Below are 15,049 nucleotides of genomic sequence, written 5' to 3' on the forward strand. Positions count from 1 at the left end.
CGTTTCCGAGTGAGGTGTCGTAATTTCAGTCAACAAGTTTGACTCATTTTTCCCATGCCTCGCTAGCGGTGACCTCCATGGCTTTTTCCGAACGTGTCTCGCGCCTCAAAAGTTCTCTGATCCGTGAAATCCTTGCCGCCGCCCAGCGCCCGGAAGTGATGTCGTTTGCTGGCGGTTTGCCGGCTGAAGCCATGCTGCCGAAGGTTGAATGGGCCGACATGCCACTGTCTCTCGGCCAGTACGGCATGAGCGAAGGCGAGCCGGCATTGCGCGAAGCGCTGGCAGCAGAGGCGAGGGCGCTGGGTTTGCCGTGTGAGGCGAGCCAGGTGCTGGTGGTCAGTGGTTCCCAGCAAACCCTGGATCTGGCGGCGAAGCTGTACATCGACAAGGGCACCGAAATCCTGCTTGAAGCGCCGACTTATCTGGCGGCCCTGCAGATCTTCCAGCTGTTCGGCGCCGATTGCCTGACCGTGCCGCTGGAGGCTGACGGCCCGAACCTCGCGCAATTGCGTCAGCGTCTCGAACAGCACCGCCCAGCGTTCATCTATCTGATCCCGACCTTCCAGAATCCATCTGCCGTGCGCTACAGCGAGGCCAAGCGCGAGGCCGTTGCTGCAATGCTCGACGAATTCGGCGTGACCCTGATCGAAGACGAGCCTTATCGCGAACTGACCTTCGACGGCGGGAGCGCCCGACCGATTGCCGGACGCCTGAAGAAATCCAGCTGGATCTACACCGGCACCGTGTCGAAAACCCTGTTGCCGGGACTGCGCGTCGGCTACCTGATTGCCAGCCCGGACCTTTTCCCGCATCTGCTCAAGCTCAAGCAGTCGGCGGATCTGCACACCAACCGCATCGGCCAGTGGCAGGCATTGCAGTGGATTGGCAGTGAGAAATATCAACAGCACTTGAGCGAATTGCGCGGCTTCTACCGTCAGCGCCGCGACGCCTTTCAAGCGGCGCTGGAAACCCATTTCGCCGATCTGGCGGACTGGAACACGCCGCAGGGCGGGCTGTTTTTCTGGCTGACCCTGAAGCAACCGCTGGACACCCGCACCTTGCTGAACACCGCGCTGGCCAACGATGTGGCGTTCATGCCGGGCGAACCATTCTTCCCCGAGCCGGATCGCAATCCCGGTCATCTTCGCCTGAACTTCAGCCACATCGATCCGGCACGACTCGATGAAGGGCTCAAGCGTCTGGCGGCGGTGGTGCGCCAGGCACAGGCCGCGCAGGCTGCATGAAAAAACCGGCCATCAGGCCGGTTTTTTTGGATCAGACTGCGGCGAACCGCTTGTTCAGATACTCGATGATGGTGTTGGACTCATACATCCAGGTGGTCTGGCCGTTCTCTTCGATGCGCAGGCACGGCACCTTGATCTTGCCGCCCTGTTCCAGCAGGGTCTGACGATCCTGCTCGTTGTTCTTCGCATCCTTCAGGGCCACCGGAACGTTCAGGCGACGCAGGCTGCGGCGGGTCTTCACGCAGAACGGGCAGGCGTGGAACTGATACAGGGTCAGGTCCTTGGCGGCGGCATCAACCTGGGCCTGGGCAGCGGCGGGGCGCTGTTTCTTGCCCGGGCGGGTCAGAAAGTCAACGAAGATGATCAGTTGGCCGAGGCCGACACGAAGCGCTTTGACGAACACGTTACAAGCCTCACAGGGACATTGAAGAAGGCACGCAGCTTACCCGATTTTTCACGGACGAAAAAAAACCGGCGATCAACGCCGGTTTTTTTTGTCACGCATTACTTGATCAGGCTGAGAAACTCGCTGCGGGTCGCCGCGTTTTCACGGAACTCACCGAGCATCACCGAAGTGATCATCGACGAGTTCTGCTTCTCCACACCGCGCATCATCATGCACATGTGCTTGGCCTCGATCACCACGGCCACGCCCAGCGCGCCGGTGACCTGCTGGACCGCATCGGCGATCTGGCGGCTGAGGTTTTCCTGGATCTGCAGGCGGCGGGCGTACATGTCGACGATCCGCGCGACCTTCGACAGGCCCAGCACTTTGCCGCTCGGGATGTACGCGACGTGGGCCTTGCCGATGAACGGCAGCAGGTGGTGTTCGCACAACGAGTAGAGCTCGATGTCCTTGACCAGCACCATTTCGCTGTTGTCGGAGCTGAACAGGGCACCGTTGGTGACCTCTTCGAGCGTCTGTTGATAACCGCGGCAGAGGTACTGCATGGCTTTGGCGGCACGCTTTGGCGTGTCGAGCAGGCCCTCGCGGGAGACGTCCTCGCCCAGTTGGCCGAGAATCGCGGTGTAATTCTGTTCCAGGGACATGAAACTACCTGTGGGGATTTTCGCAAAGGGCAAGGGTACGGTGGCGGACACGACCCTGCAAGTTCGGTGTGACGGGTTTATTCGTCGCGGCCTTCCATCATGGTGCGTTTCAGCATCACGTAAACCGCGCCGGCGCCGCCATGTTTCGCCTGGCACGAGCAGAAACCGAGCACTTGCGCATGCTGGCGCAGCCAGGTGTTGACGTGGCTTTTGATCATCGGCCGCTTGCCGTCCAGACGCACGGCCTTGCCGTGGGTGACGCGTACGCAGCGGATTTCGAATCTGGTGGCTTCGGCGAGAAACGCCCAAAGAATTTCGCGGGCTTTTTCTACGCTCATGCCGTGCAGGTCGAGGCTGCCTTCGAACGGGATCTGCCCGATCTTGAGCTTGCGCATCTGGCTTTCCTGCACCCCGTCGCGGGCCCACATCAACTCGTCTTCGGGACCGACGTCGATCACGAACTGATCGGACAGGCCATCAACGGTGGTGGTGTCGGTGCGCACGGTGGCGGACTGGCGCAGCTTGGCGATCCGGTCACGGTCAGTCTTGGGTTTGCCGGTGTCGGCGCGGTCGTGCTTGATCGGCTTGACGCCTTGAATCGCACTTTTGAACAGGGAAAAATCGTCGTCTTGCATGTCAGCCTCCGCGAAGGGCGGCCAGTTTACCCAAACGGACAAAAAACGGCCCGGCAAAAAGCCAGGCCCTCAATTCAATCGTGTTTTTTCATCAGGTGCGGGGACATGTTCAATTCTCGCGATTGCCGTGCGCGACGCCGGCAACGACGCCACAGGGCCACGCCGAAATACAGGAACAGCAGGCCGACCGCGAGAATGATCGCCGAGCCGAGCGGTGTTGCGTTCAGATCGCCGAGCGCCGGTGGGCGCCCCAGCAGGCTGGCGGCCCCGGCCATCGCCAGCAGCACGCCGAACGTCGCCAGAATGGCAGCGATCGCCGCGCCGAATCGAAATCGCCAGTTGCTTTGGCCTTTGGGCCGCAAGCGGCGTGCGTCAAATCCATCGGATAACTTCATTCCGACCTTCCTCAATGGGTATCGGCCCTTCGACCGGGAGTTGACCGGGTTGTTCCTGAGGCTAGGGTAATTGAAGCAAATGCGAGGTTTTTGCAGATGAGCGGCGGGCAGAGCCGCTCATTTACGGTCGATCAGATCAGATCCTGGGTCAGGGCGAGGGTGGCGAAGTTGTCGGCCATGATTGCCATTTCCGCTTCCTGCACCTGTTCGGCGCTGAGCACGCGGCCCTTGAACGGCAGATCGCGGGTGGCGCAGGCGTCTTCGACGAGGGTGCAGCGGAAGCCCAGGTTTTTCGCCGCGCGCACAGTCGTGCTGACGCTGGAGTGACTCATGAAGCCGCAGACGATCAGGTCCAGCGAGCCGATGGTTTGCAGACGATCATAGAGTTCGGTGCCGTGAAAGGCGCTCGGCAGCAACTTGCCGATGATGGTTTCATCGCCCTGGGGTTCCAGACCGGGGATGAACTCGCCGCGTTCGCCCTGCGGGTCGAACAGACCGCCGACGGTGCCGAGGTGACGCACGTGCACGATCGGCCGACCGGCTGCGCGGGCGGCGGCAACCAGTTGTTTGATGTTCGCGACAGCCGCGTCCATGCCGCTCAGGGCCAGCGGGCCGCTGAGGTACTCTTTCTGGGCATCGATGATGACCACGGTGGCATGGCTCAACGTGGCCGCTGCGTAACCGCGACCGCTGAGTTGAAACATCGTTTTTGGAACGGACATTCTGGGGCTCCTTCGGGTGGGGCTTTTGCGACATTGTCCTCTGGCTGAGCGGTTCTGTGAATCGCTACCATCGTAGGCACCGTCGTTGCTGGCCTGCAGCCTTGTCAAGTTACACGATCTGTTCAATAGCTGAGGGGAAAATCGGAAGAGTCCTACCGTCGCACAGGAATCTTTCCTGCGTCGTCGCGGCGCGTTTTGGCTGCTAGAATCGCCAGTCGTTTTTTCTGGAGTTCTGCCCCGTGATCACTTCCCGACTTCGTACCCTGCGCGACCACATCCGTTGGGCCGTCAGCCGCTTCCATGGGGAGGATCTGTTTTTCGGCCATGGCACCGACAATGCCTGGGACGAAGCCCGGCAGCTAGTGCTCGGTGCCTTGCACCTGCCATGGGAAATCGCCGACAGCTATCTGGATTGTGCACTGGAAGACGACGAGCTGGTCAACCTTCAGCGCCTGCTCAAGCGCCGCATCGAAGAACGTATTCCAACCGCTTACCTGCTGGGCGAAGCCTGGTTCTGCGGCATGTCGTTCATCGTCGATGAGCGTGTGCTGATCCCGCGTTCGCCGATTGGCGAGTTGATCGAAAACCGTTTTGCTCCATGGATCGGTGACGAACCGGCGCGGATTCTCGACCTGTGCACCGGCTCCGGCTGCATCGGCATCGCGTGTGCCTACGAGTTCCAGAACGCCGAAGTGGTGCTGGCGGATCTGTCGTTCGAAGCGCTGGAAGTGGCAAACCAGAACATCGAGCGTCATGGCGTCGATGAGCGGGTGTTCACGGTGCAGGGCGATGGTTTCGATGGTCTGCCGGGTCAACGTTTCGACCTGATCGTGTCGAACCCGCCCTACGTCGATGCGGAAGATTTCGCCGACATGCCGGACGAATACCAGCACGAGCCGGAACTGGGCCTGGCCTGTGGCGACGATGGTTTGAACCTGGTACGCCGGATGCTCGCCGAAGCGGCGGATCATCTGACCGAGAAGGGTTTGCTGATTGTCGAGGTGGGCAACAGCCAGGTCCACGTCGAAGCGCTGTACCCGGAGGTCGACTTCGCGTGGCTGGAGTTCGAGCGCGGCGGGCACGGTGTGTTCATGCTGACCGCCGAACAGTGCCGCGCCCATCAGGCACTGTTCGCTTCCCGCGTCTGACCCTCAAAAGCATCGTCGGAACGCCGTCCGGGGCAAGCCCGCTCCCACAGTTTCCGTGTGTACCGCAACACCCGGATACGACACAAAACCTGTGGGAGCGTGGCTTGCCCGCGATGGGGGCGCCTCGGTCTGAAGTCTTTACCGGTGGGTTGCAATCCAGATCAGCAACCCGGCCTGAAACACCGCAAACGCCACCAGACAGGTAATGGTGAAACGCAGCCCGGCGTCTTCGCGCTTGAACTTGCTGACCTTGTCTTCCTGCTTCTTCAGCTTCACTTCCTGCTCGGCCAGGTTCTGCTCGGCCTGCTGCAACATCTGCGCAGCTTCAAGAATTTCGACGATCTGCAGCTTTTCGCTGTTCCAGTCCCCCAGCAGGTCGCCGACCTTCACTTCCTTGACGCTGCCCTTCAAATGCTGGGCATCGGCGTAAACCACATCAAAGCCATGCACCCGCAGAAAGTGATCGCGGCGCAGGCGAGTGTCTTCGTTCAGCGCGTCCTTGTTGTTCAAGTCCATGCCGTCGACGGTGTAGGTGGGCCAGCGCTTTTTTGCCCAGTTGATGCCTTGGGCAGCCATGAAACGGCCGATGCCACGGTTCAGCGGTTCGATCTGCAAACCGCTGTCCGGGCCGAAATGCACGCGTTTGGTGGTGTGGTCGACCCATATATCCAGTTGATTCTGTTCTTTACGCACGCGCTGAGCAGGCAACTTGATCGCCATGCGCATCAGGCTGTGTTCTTTGCCGTTGCGTTCCGCGTAACCGAATTCAACGAAGCGCAGTGGCCGCCCGCCGGTGTTGCGGTCGGTCTGCAACGGCGCCAGGCGGAGCATCTTGTGGTGCTCGACGTGGACATCCGCCCAAGGCAGCTCGACCGCTGGCGGTGCGTCTTTTTCAGCGGTGGTGTCGGGTGAAGTCTGGGTTTCGGTCATAACGGCGAGATCCTGTCCAAGCTGCTTGCCGCCAGCCAGTACGCTGGCGACAAAGGCTTATCGGCCGTTTTCTAAAGTCCTAGAGGGTATGGGGGCGTTCTCAGCTAGTTTTTACGCCGCGTTGTCGCCTTAAAGCGGGCCAGGCAAGGCGTAGGCCACTGGAAATGGTTGTTCCCTTTCCAAGGCCTGCAACGCAGGCTGGCCCGCTTTAAGGCACAACCCGAAGGGCCGGGCCTGCTGTTGTGCAGGGCTGCGTTGCTCGAAGCTTATTTGGAATGACCAAACCACGCTTCTCGCGCCTTGCCCTGCACAACAGCAGACCCGGCGCGGCGTGAAAACTAGCTGAGAACGCCCCCTAGCGTTTAACGGGTGCGAAGTCCGTCAATAAATTCAAGAACGCGTGTTCCCAGTTCCACCGCCAGCGGCAAATTCGGGTCCTTGTAGGAGGCCAGTTGCCGCTTCACGTCGTTGGGCACGATGCGCAACACGTGGTTCATACCCTCGATCAGCGCCAGCTCTGCGTCCGGTTTGGCAGCCTTGAGCAATTTCGCATCATCGACCTGGACCTGGATGTCGTTGCTGCCTTGCACGATCAACGCTGGCATTTTCAGTTGAGCGAAGGCCGCTGCCGGATCCTGACGGAACAGCGAAATCAGGTACGGCTGCACACTCGGACGGAAAATCACCTGCAACGGGGCTGGCACATTGTCGTCGGTATGCCCGGCCTTGAGGCTGTCGAGCAGTTCGTTGCTGCGCAGCATCAACGGGGGAGGGAGGCTGCGGGCCAGTTGCCGGCGCAGCACCTGATCGATCGGCCGGGCCGTGCCGGAAAGCGAGATGACCGCCGCGGCGTCGACTTTTGGCGCCGCAAGGCTGGCAATCAGCGCGCCTTCACTGTGGCCGAGCAGGATCAACGGGCCGAAGCGCGGATCGGCTTTCAGCTTCTGACCCCAGGCCACCGCGTCCGCCACGTAGGCTTCCACCGACAGGTTTCGCTCGTCCGGAGTTGCCGCCAGGCTGGCCGCCACCCCGCGCTTGTCGAAACGCACACTGGCGACGTTGTGTTTGGCCAGCACCCAGGCCAGGCGCTTGAGGCTGTCATTGCGTCCGCCGTCGGGGTTGTTTCCGTCACGATCGGTAGGACCCGAGCCGGAAAGGATCAGGACAACCGGCACGGGGTTGTCGGATTTGGGCAGCAACAGCGAGCCGAAAAGTTCGCCGTTGTCGGTAGTCAACGTGACCGGTCGTTGCAGGACAGTCGCCTGGACGAAGCCGGTAAACAGGGAAAGGCTCAAGATCAAAACTCGCAGCATCATCACGCCATCATTTGCCAAGATGCCGGTTGGACTCACCCGCACCGCTAAGGTTCGAGGATGAACTACTCGGTTAGCCTGCGTATACTGGCGCGCATCACGAATTTGGGTTCGATTTCACGGAGCGTCCTGCATGTCCGGCAATACCTACGGCAAGCTGTTCACTGTCACCACCGCTGGCGAAAGCCATGGTCCGGCGTTGGTCGCCATTGTCGACGGCTGCCCGCCGGGCCTGGAGATTTCCCTTGAGGACCTGCAACGCGATCTCGACCGTCGCAAACCGGGAACCAGCCGCCACACCACCCAGCGGCAGGAAGCCGACGAAGTCGAAATTCTCTCCGGCGTGTTCGAGGGCCGCACCACTGGCTGCTCCATTGGCCTGCTGATTCGCAACACCGACCAGAAGTCCAAGGACTACTCGGCGATCAAGGACCTGTTCCGCCCGGCCCACGCTGACTACACCTACCACCACAAGTACGGCGAGCGCGATTATCGCGGCGGCGGTCGCAGCTCGGCGCGGGAAACCGCCATGCGCGTCGCGGCCGGTGCCATCGCCAAGAAGTACCTGGCCAGCCAGGGCATCGTCATTCGCGGCTACATGAGCCAGCTCGGCCCGATCGAAATCCCGTTCAAGACCTGGGACTCGGTCGAGCAGAATGCCTTCTTCAGCCCGGACCCGGACAAAGTGCCGGAGCTGGAAGCCTATATGGACCAACTGCGCCGCGATCAGGATTCCGTCGGGGCGAAGATCACCGTGGTTGCCGAAGGCGTGATGCCGGGCCTGGGCGAGCCGATCTTCGACCGTCTCGATGCCGAACTGGCCCATGCGCTGATGAGCATCAACGCGGTCAAAGGTGTGGAAATCGGCGCCGGTTTTGCCTGCGTCGCGCAGCGCGGCACCGAACACCGTGACGAGCTGACCCCGGAAGGTTTCCTCAGCAACAACGCGGGCGGCATCCTTGGCGGAATCTCTTCGGGGCAGCCGATCGTCGCGCACCTGGCCTTGAAGCCGACTTCGAGCATCACCACCCCGGGCCGTTCGATCGACATCGATGGTAACCCGGTCGATGTCATTACCAAGGGCCGTCACGACCCATGTGTCGGTATCCGCGCCACGCCGATTGCCGAGGCGATGATGGCCATCGTGTTGATGGATCACCTGCTGCGCCACCGTGGCCAGAACGCCGATGTGCGCGTGAGCACCCCGGTGCTGGGTCAGCTTTGATGGGTGATCTCAAAGCCGCCGCGGTCTGACCGTGGCGGCGCTCCCGTACTGGCGGCTGTCCAGTTTCTATCTGTTCTATTTCGCCTTGCTCGGTTCGACGGCGCCGTTTCTGGCGCTGTACTTCGATCACCTCGGTTTCAGTGCCGCGCGGATCGGCGAGCTGGTAGCAATCCCGATGCTGATGCGCTGCGTGGCGCCGAACATCTGGGGTTGGCTCGGCGATTACACCGGCAGGCGCCTGGCCATCGTGCGCTTCGGCGCGGTGTGCACGCTGCTGACGTTCTCATTGATTTTCGTCTGCAAGACCTACGCCTGGCTGGCGATGGTCATGGCCTTGCACGCGTTTTTCTGGCACGCGGTGCTGCCGCAGTTCGAAGTCATCACTCTGGCGCATTTGCAGGGCCAGACCTCCCGCTACAGTCAGATTCGCCTGTGGGGCTCGATCGGTTTCATCATCACCGTAGTCGCCCTCGGTCGCCTGTTCGAATGGCTCAGCCTCGACATCTACCCGGCGGCGCTGGTGTTGATCATGGCCGGCATCGTGCTCAGCAGTCTTTGGGTGCCGAACGCGCAACCGCCTCAGGGTAATCGACCGACCGGGGAGGGCTTTCTCAAACAGTTGCGCAGTCCCGGGGTGCTGGCGTTCTACGGTTGCGTGGCGCTGATGCAGATGAGCCACGGGCCGTATTACACGTTTTTGACCCTGCACCTCGAACGACTGGGCTACAGCCGTGGCGTGATCGGCATGCTCTGGGCGGTCGGCGTGGTGGCGGAAGTGCTGATGTTCATGGCCATGAGCCGGATTCTTGCGCGTTTTTCTTTGCGCCGCGTGCTGATGGCGAGTTTTCTGCTGGCGGCGTTGCGCTGGTTGCTGCTAGGTTCGTTCGCCGAATTCCTTTGGATCCTATTGTTTGCCCAGGTGCTGCACGCGGCGACGTTCGGCAGCTTTCATGCGGCTGCCATCGCGTTCGTGCAACGTAGCTTCGGCGCGCGCCAGCAAGGGCAGGGCCAGGCGTTGTACGCAGCGCTGGCCGGCACCGGTGGTGCGCTTGGCGCTTTGTATTCCGGCTACAGCTGGAATGCCCTCGGCGCGACATTGACCTTTAGTATTGCCAGTCTCGCAGCGCTCGCCGCTGCCGTTATCATTGCCATTCGAATGCAAGAGGACAGGCCATGAGCCTTACCCGTGAACAGCTTGCCCAGCAAATTGTCGACGCCGGGCGTTTTCTTTATGGTCGCGGCTGGTCGCCGGCCACCAGCAGCAATTACTCGACGCGCCTGTCGCCGAGCGAAGCGTTGCTGACCGTGTCCGGCAAGCACAAGGGCCAGTTGGGCCTGGACGACGTGCTCGCCACCGATCTGGCCGGCAACAGCCTGGAGCCCGGCAAAAAGCCGTCCGCCGAAACCCTGCTGCACACCCAGCTCTACAGCTGGCGTCCGGAAATCGGCGCGGTGCTGCACACCCACTCGGTGAACGCCACGGTGCTGTCGCGCCTGACGCCGCAAGACTTCATCGAGTTCGAAGACTACGAACTGCAAAAAGCCTTCAGCGGTATTTCGACCCACGAATCCCGGGTGCGGGTGCCGATCTTCGACAACGATCAGGACATTGCGCGCCTCGCTGCCAAGGTGCAGCCTTGGCTCGACGCCCATCCCGATTGCGTCGGTTATCTGATTCGCGGTCACGGCCTCTATACCTGGGGCGCGCAGATGAGCGACGCGTTGCGCCAGATCGAGGCCTTTGAATTCCTGTTTGAATGCGAGTTGAAGACCCGCAGCGTCATGAACCGCCAAGGCTGACTTCACCAGAACCAGCCCATTTGCCTGATGAATGCAGTGCCCGACCGGTCTGAAAGAACCGGACGGCAAGGCCGATACCGAGGAATGCCCCATGAGCAGCCTGTCCGTCTATCACGTTTCCAGCCCCGAAATTCCGAACAAGGTGCTGACCCATTTCGAAGACATCGCCTCGACCCTGGCCGAGCAGGGCGTGCGCTTCGACCGTTGGCAAGCCGCCGCGAAGATCCAGCCCGGCGCCAGCCAGGAAGAAGTGATCGGTGCCTATAAAGAGCAGATCGACAAACTGATGACCGAGCGCGGCTACATCACGGTCGATGTGATCAGCCTCAACAGCGACCACCCGCAAAAAGCCGAATTGCGCGCCAAGTTCCTCGAAGAACATCGGCATGGCGAAGACGAAGTACGTTTCTTCGTCGCCGGTCGTGGCCTGTTTACCCTGCACATCGATGATTACGTCTACGCCGTGTTGTGCGAGAAGAACGACCTGATTTCGGTGCCGGCCGGCACCAAACACTGGTTTGACATGGGCGAGAACCCGCACTTCGTGGCGATCCGCCTGTTCAACAACCCTGAAGGCTGGGTCGCCAACTTCACCGGCGAAGACATCGCCGGCCGCTTCCCGCGCCTGGAGGACTGAGCCGATGTCGATCAAGGTCATTCTCACCGACATCGAAGGCACCACCAGCGCGGTGAGTTTTGTGTTCGATGTCCTGTTTCCTTATGCGGCGAAACATCTGCCGGACTTCGTTCGCCAGAACGCCGCCCGTGCCGATGTTGCCAAGCAACTGGACGCGGTGCGCCGCGACAGCAACGAGCCGCAGGCTGACGTCGAGCGGGTGGTGGAAATTCTGCTGGCGTGGATCGCGGAAGACCGCAAAGCCACGCCGCTCAAAGCGTTGCAGGGCATGGTCTGGGAGCAGGGCTATCAGGCCGGCCAGTTGAAAGGCCATGTTTACCCGGACGCCGTTGAAGCGCTCCAGCGCTGGCATCAGGCCGGGTATCAACTGTTCGTGTATTCGTCCGGTTCGATCCAGGCGCAGAAGCTGATTTTCGGCTGCTCGGAAGCAGGGGATCTGACGCCGCTGTTCAGCGGCTATTTCGACACTACCTCTGGGCCGAAGCGCGAAGCGCAGTCGTACAGCAATATCCAGCAGGCCATCGGAGTGGAGCCGCAGGAAATTCTGTTTTTGTCCGACATCGTCCAGGAACTCGACGCCGCCCAGGTCGCCGGCCTGCAAACCTGCGGGCTGGCCCGTGAGGGCGGGGAACTGGCAGGGCATGTGACCGTCGACAGCTTTACCGGGATTGAGCCGGAAGCGTTCTGAGGTCACTCCATCGACGCGCAAAAAAAACAGGCCGTGAAGCGAAAGCTCCACGGCCTGTCTGTTTATACGGTGTTCGAATTACATCGAGTGATAAGTCGGCAGGGCAAAACGTTGCTGACTTTGCAGCATGCCGATCTGCGGCAGCTCGCTGGCTTGTTCTGCCAGATCACGACGGATCGCGCTGATCGCCCACGACAGTTGGTCGCCGGTGTGCAATTGCTGATAGGTGAGCGCACGCTTGAATACTTTGCCGTCGGCACTCTTCAGCGTCAGCAGAATACCGCCATCGGGACGTGGCTGAGTGGTGACGGCGAAGTTGGAGAACAGGGAAGCAAATTTCTCTTGGATCAGGTTCATGTCTTTCAGCTCCGTATGCACTTGAATGGCAAGCATGTATAGGGAGTTGCAGCGATTGTGCCAGTATTTTTGTTTTTAAAAATCCATACAAATCAACAAGTTATAAATTTTTACTGTCTCGGGCGTCGTGCAATCTGCATGAATGGCCATCGTGCATCCTGCATTTTGCGGGATCATGGTCGATCCGATGGAACCAATACCCCCAGCGGTAATCACGCTGCCCGTTGCAGCGCCGGGCGGATACAAAACATTGCAAAAACCGCGTGTACAGCCCGCGAAGCCCTGACGTATTTTCGGCCTCGACCCTCGCTTGAGAAGCGCCGGTTGCCTCACCCGATTGCCCGACAATAAAAATCCGGCCTGCGCGTCAAGGTCGAACGGGAGCTGCCATGCGCCACGCGCCGAGCGACACGATTACCTGGGGCATGATGCTCCGCAAACTGCCGATGATTGCCAAAACCATCCCGCGGGTGGTGAGAGGCATGAAGGTGGCCAACGTCACGGATCCGACCCAAACCTGTGGCCTGGGCTGGACATTCGAGCAAGCAACCCTGCGCAATCCCGAAGGCCCCGCGCTGCTGTCGGGGGAGGTGGTGCTGAGTTATTCACAGGTCAACCAGTGGGCCAACCGCATCGCCCACTATCTGATCGGGCAGGGCATCGGCAAGGGCGATGTGGTGGCGGTGTTCATCGAAAACCGCCCGGAACTGCTGGTGACGATTCTGGCGCTGGCCAAAATCGGCGCCGTCAGCGCGCTGCTCAATACCTCGCAGACCCGCGATACGCTGATCCACAGCATCAACCTGGTGACGCCGGCGGCGATTGTCGTCGGTGAGGAGTTGCTGCCGGCGTTTGCGGCGGTACGCGAGCAAGTGTCGATCCCGGCAGCCCGCGCCTGGTTTGTCGCCGATCAGGACACCTTCAGCCATCCGGGGATCGCGCCTGAGGGCTACATCAACCTGATCAGCGCCAGTGCCGACGCCTCGGGCGACAACCCGGCCAGCAGCCGGCAGATTTTTTTCGATGACCCTTGTTTCTATATCTACACCTCCGGCACCACCGGTTTGCCCAAGGCCGGCGTGTTCAAGCACGGCCGCTGGATGCGCAGTTCGGCGAGCTTCGGCATGATCGCCCTCGACATGCGCCCCGACGACATCGTCTATTGCACCTTGCCGCTGTACCACGCCACCGGGCTCTGCGTGTGCTGGGGTTCGGCGGTCAATGGCGCCTCGGGTTTCGCCATTCGCCGCAAGTTCAGCGCCCGCCAGTTCTGGAGCGACGTGCGCCGCTACCGCGCAACCACCATCGGTTACGTCGGCGAGTTGTGCCGTTATCTGGTGGATCAGCCGCTCAGCGCCGACGACAGCCGTCACGACGTGCGCAAGATGATCGGCAACGGCCTGCGGCCCGGCGCGTGGGCCGAGTTCAAGACCCGCTTCGGCGTGGATCACATCTGCGAGCTGTACGCGGCCAGCGACGGCAATATCGGCTTCACCAACATCCTCAATTTCGACAACACCATCGGTTTCTCGCTGATGGCCTGGGAGTTGGTGGCCTACGACCAGGACAGCGGCGAGCCGATTCGAGGTGACGACGGGTTCATGCGCAAGGTCGACCGGGGCGAGCGGGGGCTGTTGCTGGCGCGGATCGACGATAAGGCGCCGCTGGACGGCTACACCGATCCGCAGAAAACCGCCAAGGTCGTGCTGCAGGACGTGTTCATCAAAGGGGATCGCTTCTTCAACACCGGCGATCTTCTGCGCAACATCGGTTTCGGCCACGCACAGTTTGTCGACCGCCTCGGCGACACCTACCGCTGGAAGGGCGAAAACGTCTCGACCACCGAGGTCGAGAACCTGCTGCTCCAACATCCGCACATTTCCGAAGCCGTAGCCTATGGCGTGGAAATCCCCAACACCAACGGTCGCGCCGGGATGGCGGCGATCACCCCGGCCGAGTCTTTGGCGACCCTGGATTTCGCCGAACTGCTGGCCTTCACCCGCGAACGCCTGCCGGCCTACGCGGTGCCGCTGTTCCTGCGGGTCAAGGTGAAAATGGAAACCACCGGCACCTTCAAATACCAGAAGACCCGCCTGAAAAACGAAGGTTTCGACCCCGGCCAGACAGGTGATGACCCGATTTATGCCTGGCTGCCGGGAACCGAAACCTACGTGCAGGTGACGAATGAAATCCTTGTCGACATCCGGGCAGGCAAGTATCGCTATTGATATTGGCTATCGGTCATCTTGGAAAAAAGGGGATGACAGCTATCGCCGCGCTCGGGAAACTGTCGGCTTTCCGAACGACCGAAAGTGGAGTTGCCCCATGTCCGACCAAAGCCGCCAGATGACCCCCGAAGAAGCTGCCGAATTCACCGAGCAGGTATTCAACAAGGCGCGCGAGGGCGATGCGGTGATGCTCGATCGCCTGATCACTGCCGGTCTGCCGGTGAACCTGACCAACAGCAAGGGCGACACCCTGCTGATGCTCGCCAGTTACTACGGGCATGTGGATGCGGTGCAAGTGTTGCTCAAGCACAAGGCCGACCCGGAACAACGTAACGGCAACGGCCAGAGCCCGATTGCCGGCGCGGCGTTCAAGGGTGATCTGGCCGTAGTCAAGGCTTTGGTCGAGGGTGGGGCGCAGATTGAAGGCGCCTCCTTCGATGGCCGCACGGCGCTGATGATGGCGGCGATGTTCAACCGCGTTGAAATCGTCGACTACTTGATCGACCAAGGCGCGGATCCGAAAGCCAAGGATGCCAATGGCATCACCGCACTGGACGCGGCCCGTACCATGGGCGCCGTGGACACCACCGCGCAGCTGGAAAAACTGCTGGGCTGAAGCCGCTGACCGGAACCCGCTCTGTGGCGAAGGCGAGAATGCGCTATCCTTCGCGCCCTCA

The 15,049-nt window shown here is 60.9% G+C and carries 17 protein-coding genes; 9 read left to right on the forward strand and 8 right to left on the reverse strand.

Annotated elements, in window-relative coordinates:
* The first annotated feature begins 77 nt into the window (after positions 1-77).
* Positions 78-1,244 (forward strand): PLP-dependent aminotransferase family protein, encoded by a 1,167-nt coding sequence (locus CAF77_RS27385; protein WP_064378715.1) that lies wholly within the window; start codon positions 78-80, stop codon positions 1,242-1,244.
* Positions 1,245-1,275: 31 nt separating this feature from the next.
* On the opposite strand, the gene CAF77_RS27390 is transcribed toward CAF77_RS27385, so the two are convergent.
* From CAF77_RS27390 to CAF77_RS27410, 5 genes are all read right to left on the reverse strand, one after another.
* Positions 1,276-1,647 carry a glutathione S-transferase N-terminal domain-containing protein gene (locus CAF77_RS27390; RefSeq protein ID WP_007960011.1) on the reverse strand — a complete coding sequence of 124 codons (372 nt, stop codon included), beginning with the start codon at positions 1,645-1,647 and terminating at the stop codon, positions 1,276-1,278.
* 101 nt (positions 1,648-1,748) lie between these two features.
* Positions 1,749-2,294 carry a GTP cyclohydrolase I FolE gene (gene folE / locus CAF77_RS27395; protein WP_011333202.1) on the reverse strand — a complete coding sequence of 182 codons (546 nt, stop codon included), beginning with the start codon at positions 2,292-2,294 and terminating at the stop codon, positions 1,749-1,751.
* 77 nt (positions 2,295-2,371) lie between these two features.
* Positions 2,372-2,929 carry a Smr/MutS family protein gene (locus CAF77_RS27400; protein ID WP_064378716.1) on the reverse strand — a complete coding sequence of 186 codons (558 nt, stop codon included), beginning with the start codon at positions 2,927-2,929 and terminating at the stop codon, positions 2,372-2,374.
* A 74-nt stretch (positions 2,930-3,003) separates the two neighbouring features.
* Complete coding sequence (locus CAF77_RS27405) at positions 3,004-3,324, reverse strand: hypothetical protein (protein ID WP_007960009.1); 321 nt, start codon at positions 3,322-3,324, stop codon at positions 3,004-3,006.
* A 131-nt stretch (positions 3,325-3,455) separates the two neighbouring features.
* The gene (locus CAF77_RS27410; protein WP_011333204.1) at positions 3,456-4,046 is read right to left on the reverse strand and encodes a cysteine hydrolase family protein; all 591 of its coding nucleotides are present in this window, start codon (positions 4,044-4,046) and stop codon (positions 3,456-3,458) included.
* A gap of 239 nt (positions 4,047-4,285) precedes the next feature.
* On the opposite strand from CAF77_RS27410, the gene prmB reads away from it, so the two are divergent.
* Positions 4,286-5,194 (forward strand): 50S ribosomal protein L3 N(5)-glutamine methyltransferase, encoded by a 909-nt coding sequence (gene prmB / locus CAF77_RS27415; protein WP_007960007.1) that lies wholly within the window; start codon positions 4,286-4,288, stop codon positions 5,192-5,194.
* Between the two features lie 138 nt (positions 5,195-5,332).
* On the opposite strand, the gene CAF77_RS27420 is transcribed toward prmB, so the two are convergent.
* Together CAF77_RS27420 and CAF77_RS27425 are read right to left on the reverse strand one after the other, a co-directional pair.
* The gene (locus tag CAF77_RS27420; protein WP_064378717.1) at positions 5,333-6,124 is read right to left on the reverse strand and encodes a hypothetical protein; all 792 of its coding nucleotides are present in this window, start codon (positions 6,122-6,124) and stop codon (positions 5,333-5,335) included.
* Positions 6,125-6,486: 362 nt separating this feature from the next.
* Positions 6,487-7,440: an alpha/beta hydrolase gene (locus CAF77_RS27425; RefSeq protein WP_064378718.1), complete on the reverse strand. Its 954-nt coding sequence runs from the start codon at positions 7,438-7,440 to the stop codon at positions 6,487-6,489.
* Between the two features lie 130 nt (positions 7,441-7,570).
* Between CAF77_RS27425 and aroC the strand changes: the two genes are divergently transcribed.
* From aroC to mtnC, 5 genes are all read left to right on the forward strand, one after another.
* On the forward strand, positions 7,571-8,662 hold the full coding sequence (gene aroC, locus CAF77_RS27430) for a chorismate synthase (protein WP_064378719.1): 1,092 nt from the start codon (positions 7,571-7,573) through the stop codon (positions 8,660-8,662).
* A 31-nt stretch (positions 8,663-8,693) separates the two neighbouring features.
* The gene (locus tag CAF77_RS27435) at positions 8,694-9,839 is read left to right on the forward strand and encodes an MFS transporter (RefSeq protein ID WP_064378720.1); all 1,146 of its coding nucleotides are present in this window, start codon (positions 8,694-8,696) and stop codon (positions 9,837-9,839) included.
* Entirely contained in the window at positions 9,836-10,462 is a 627-nt protein-coding gene (locus tag CAF77_RS27440) for a methylthioribulose 1-phosphate dehydratase (protein ID WP_064378721.1), read from the forward strand. Before CAF77_RS27435 ends, CAF77_RS27440 begins: the two co-directional genes overlap by 4 nt.
* Before the next feature lie 91 nt (positions 10,463-10,553).
* Positions 10,554-11,099 (forward strand): acireductone dioxygenase, encoded by a 546-nt coding sequence (locus tag CAF77_RS27445; protein ID WP_039770173.1) that lies wholly within the window; start codon positions 10,554-10,556, stop codon positions 11,097-11,099.
* A gap of 4 nt (positions 11,100-11,103) precedes the next feature.
* Complete coding sequence (gene mtnC / locus CAF77_RS27450; RefSeq protein WP_085655730.1) at positions 11,104-11,787, forward strand: acireductone synthase; 684 nt, start codon at positions 11,104-11,106, stop codon at positions 11,785-11,787.
* A 78-nt stretch (positions 11,788-11,865) separates the two neighbouring features.
* Here the strand turns inward: mtnC and CAF77_RS27455 are convergent, their stop codons facing one another.
* Entirely contained in the window at positions 11,866-12,144 is a 279-nt protein-coding gene (locus CAF77_RS27455; RefSeq protein WP_064378723.1) for a DUF3509 domain-containing protein, read from the reverse strand.
* Between the two features lie 389 nt (positions 12,145-12,533).
* Between CAF77_RS27455 and CAF77_RS27460 the strand changes: the two genes are divergently transcribed.
* Both CAF77_RS27460 and CAF77_RS27465 read left to right on the forward strand, forming a co-directional pair.
* Positions 12,534-14,372, forward strand: coding sequence for a long-chain-acyl-CoA synthetase (locus CAF77_RS27460; RefSeq protein WP_085655731.1), 1,839 nt, complete (start codon positions 12,534-12,536; stop codon positions 14,370-14,372).
* A 97-nt stretch (positions 14,373-14,469) separates the two neighbouring features.
* Positions 14,470-14,988, forward strand: a complete 519-nt coding sequence (locus CAF77_RS27465) for an ankyrin repeat domain-containing protein (RefSeq protein WP_011333214.1) — start codon at positions 14,470-14,472, stop codon at positions 14,986-14,988.
* Positions 14,989-15,049 lie beyond the last annotated feature (61 nt).

The organism is Pseudomonas sp. R15(2017) (assembly GCF_002112685.1).
Taxonomy (GTDB): domain Bacteria; phylum Pseudomonadota; class Gammaproteobacteria; order Pseudomonadales; family Pseudomonadaceae; genus Aquipseudomonas; species Aquipseudomonas glycinae.

What these genes read in the sequence shown, in the direction of transcription:
- CAF77_RS27385 (WP_064378715.1), top strand. Translation starts at nt 78, where the DNA reads ATGGCTTTTTCCGAACGTGTCTCGCGCCTCAAAAGTTCTCTGATCCGT.
- folE (WP_011333202.1), bottom strand. Translation starts at nt 2,294, where the DNA reads ATGTCCCTGGAACAGAATTACACCGCGATTCTCGGCCAACTGGGCGAG.
- CAF77_RS27400 (WP_064378716.1), bottom strand. Translation starts at nt 2,929, where the DNA reads ATGCAAGACGACGATTTTTCCCTGTTCAAAAGTGCGATTCAAGGCGTC.
- CAF77_RS27405 (WP_007960009.1), bottom strand. Translation starts at nt 3,324, where the DNA reads ATGAAGTTATCCGATGGATTTGACGCACGCCGCTTGCGGCCCAAAGGC.
- CAF77_RS27410 (WP_011333204.1), bottom strand. Translation starts at nt 4,046, where the DNA reads ATGTCCGTTCCAAAAACGATGTTTCAACTCAGCGGTCGCGGTTACGCA.
- CAF77_RS27420 (WP_064378717.1), bottom strand. Translation starts at nt 6,124, where the DNA reads ATGACCGAAACCCAGACTTCACCCGACACCACCGCTGAAAAAGACGCA.
- CAF77_RS27425 (WP_064378718.1), bottom strand. Translation starts at nt 7,440, where the DNA reads ATGATGCTGCGAGTTTTGATCTTGAGCCTTTCCCTGTTTACCGGCTTC.
- aroC (WP_064378719.1), top strand. Translation starts at nt 7,571, where the DNA reads ATGTCCGGCAATACCTACGGCAAGCTGTTCACTGTCACCACCGCTGGC.
- CAF77_RS27440 (WP_064378721.1), top strand. Translation starts at nt 9,836, where the DNA reads ATGAGCCTTACCCGTGAACAGCTTGCCCAGCAAATTGTCGACGCCGGG.
- CAF77_RS27445 (WP_039770173.1), top strand. Translation starts at nt 10,554, where the DNA reads ATGAGCAGCCTGTCCGTCTATCACGTTTCCAGCCCCGAAATTCCGAAC.
- mtnC (WP_085655730.1), top strand. Translation starts at nt 11,104, where the DNA reads ATGTCGATCAAGGTCATTCTCACCGACATCGAAGGCACCACCAGCGCG.
- CAF77_RS27455 (WP_064378723.1), bottom strand. Translation starts at nt 12,144, where the DNA reads ATGAACCTGATCCAAGAGAAATTTGCTTCCCTGTTCTCCAACTTCGCC.
- CAF77_RS27460 (WP_085655731.1), top strand. Translation starts at nt 12,534, where the DNA reads ATGCGCCACGCGCCGAGCGACACGATTACCTGGGGCATGATGCTCCGC.
- CAF77_RS27465 (WP_011333214.1), top strand. Translation starts at nt 14,470, where the DNA reads ATGTCCGACCAAAGCCGCCAGATGACCCCCGAAGAAGCTGCCGAATTC.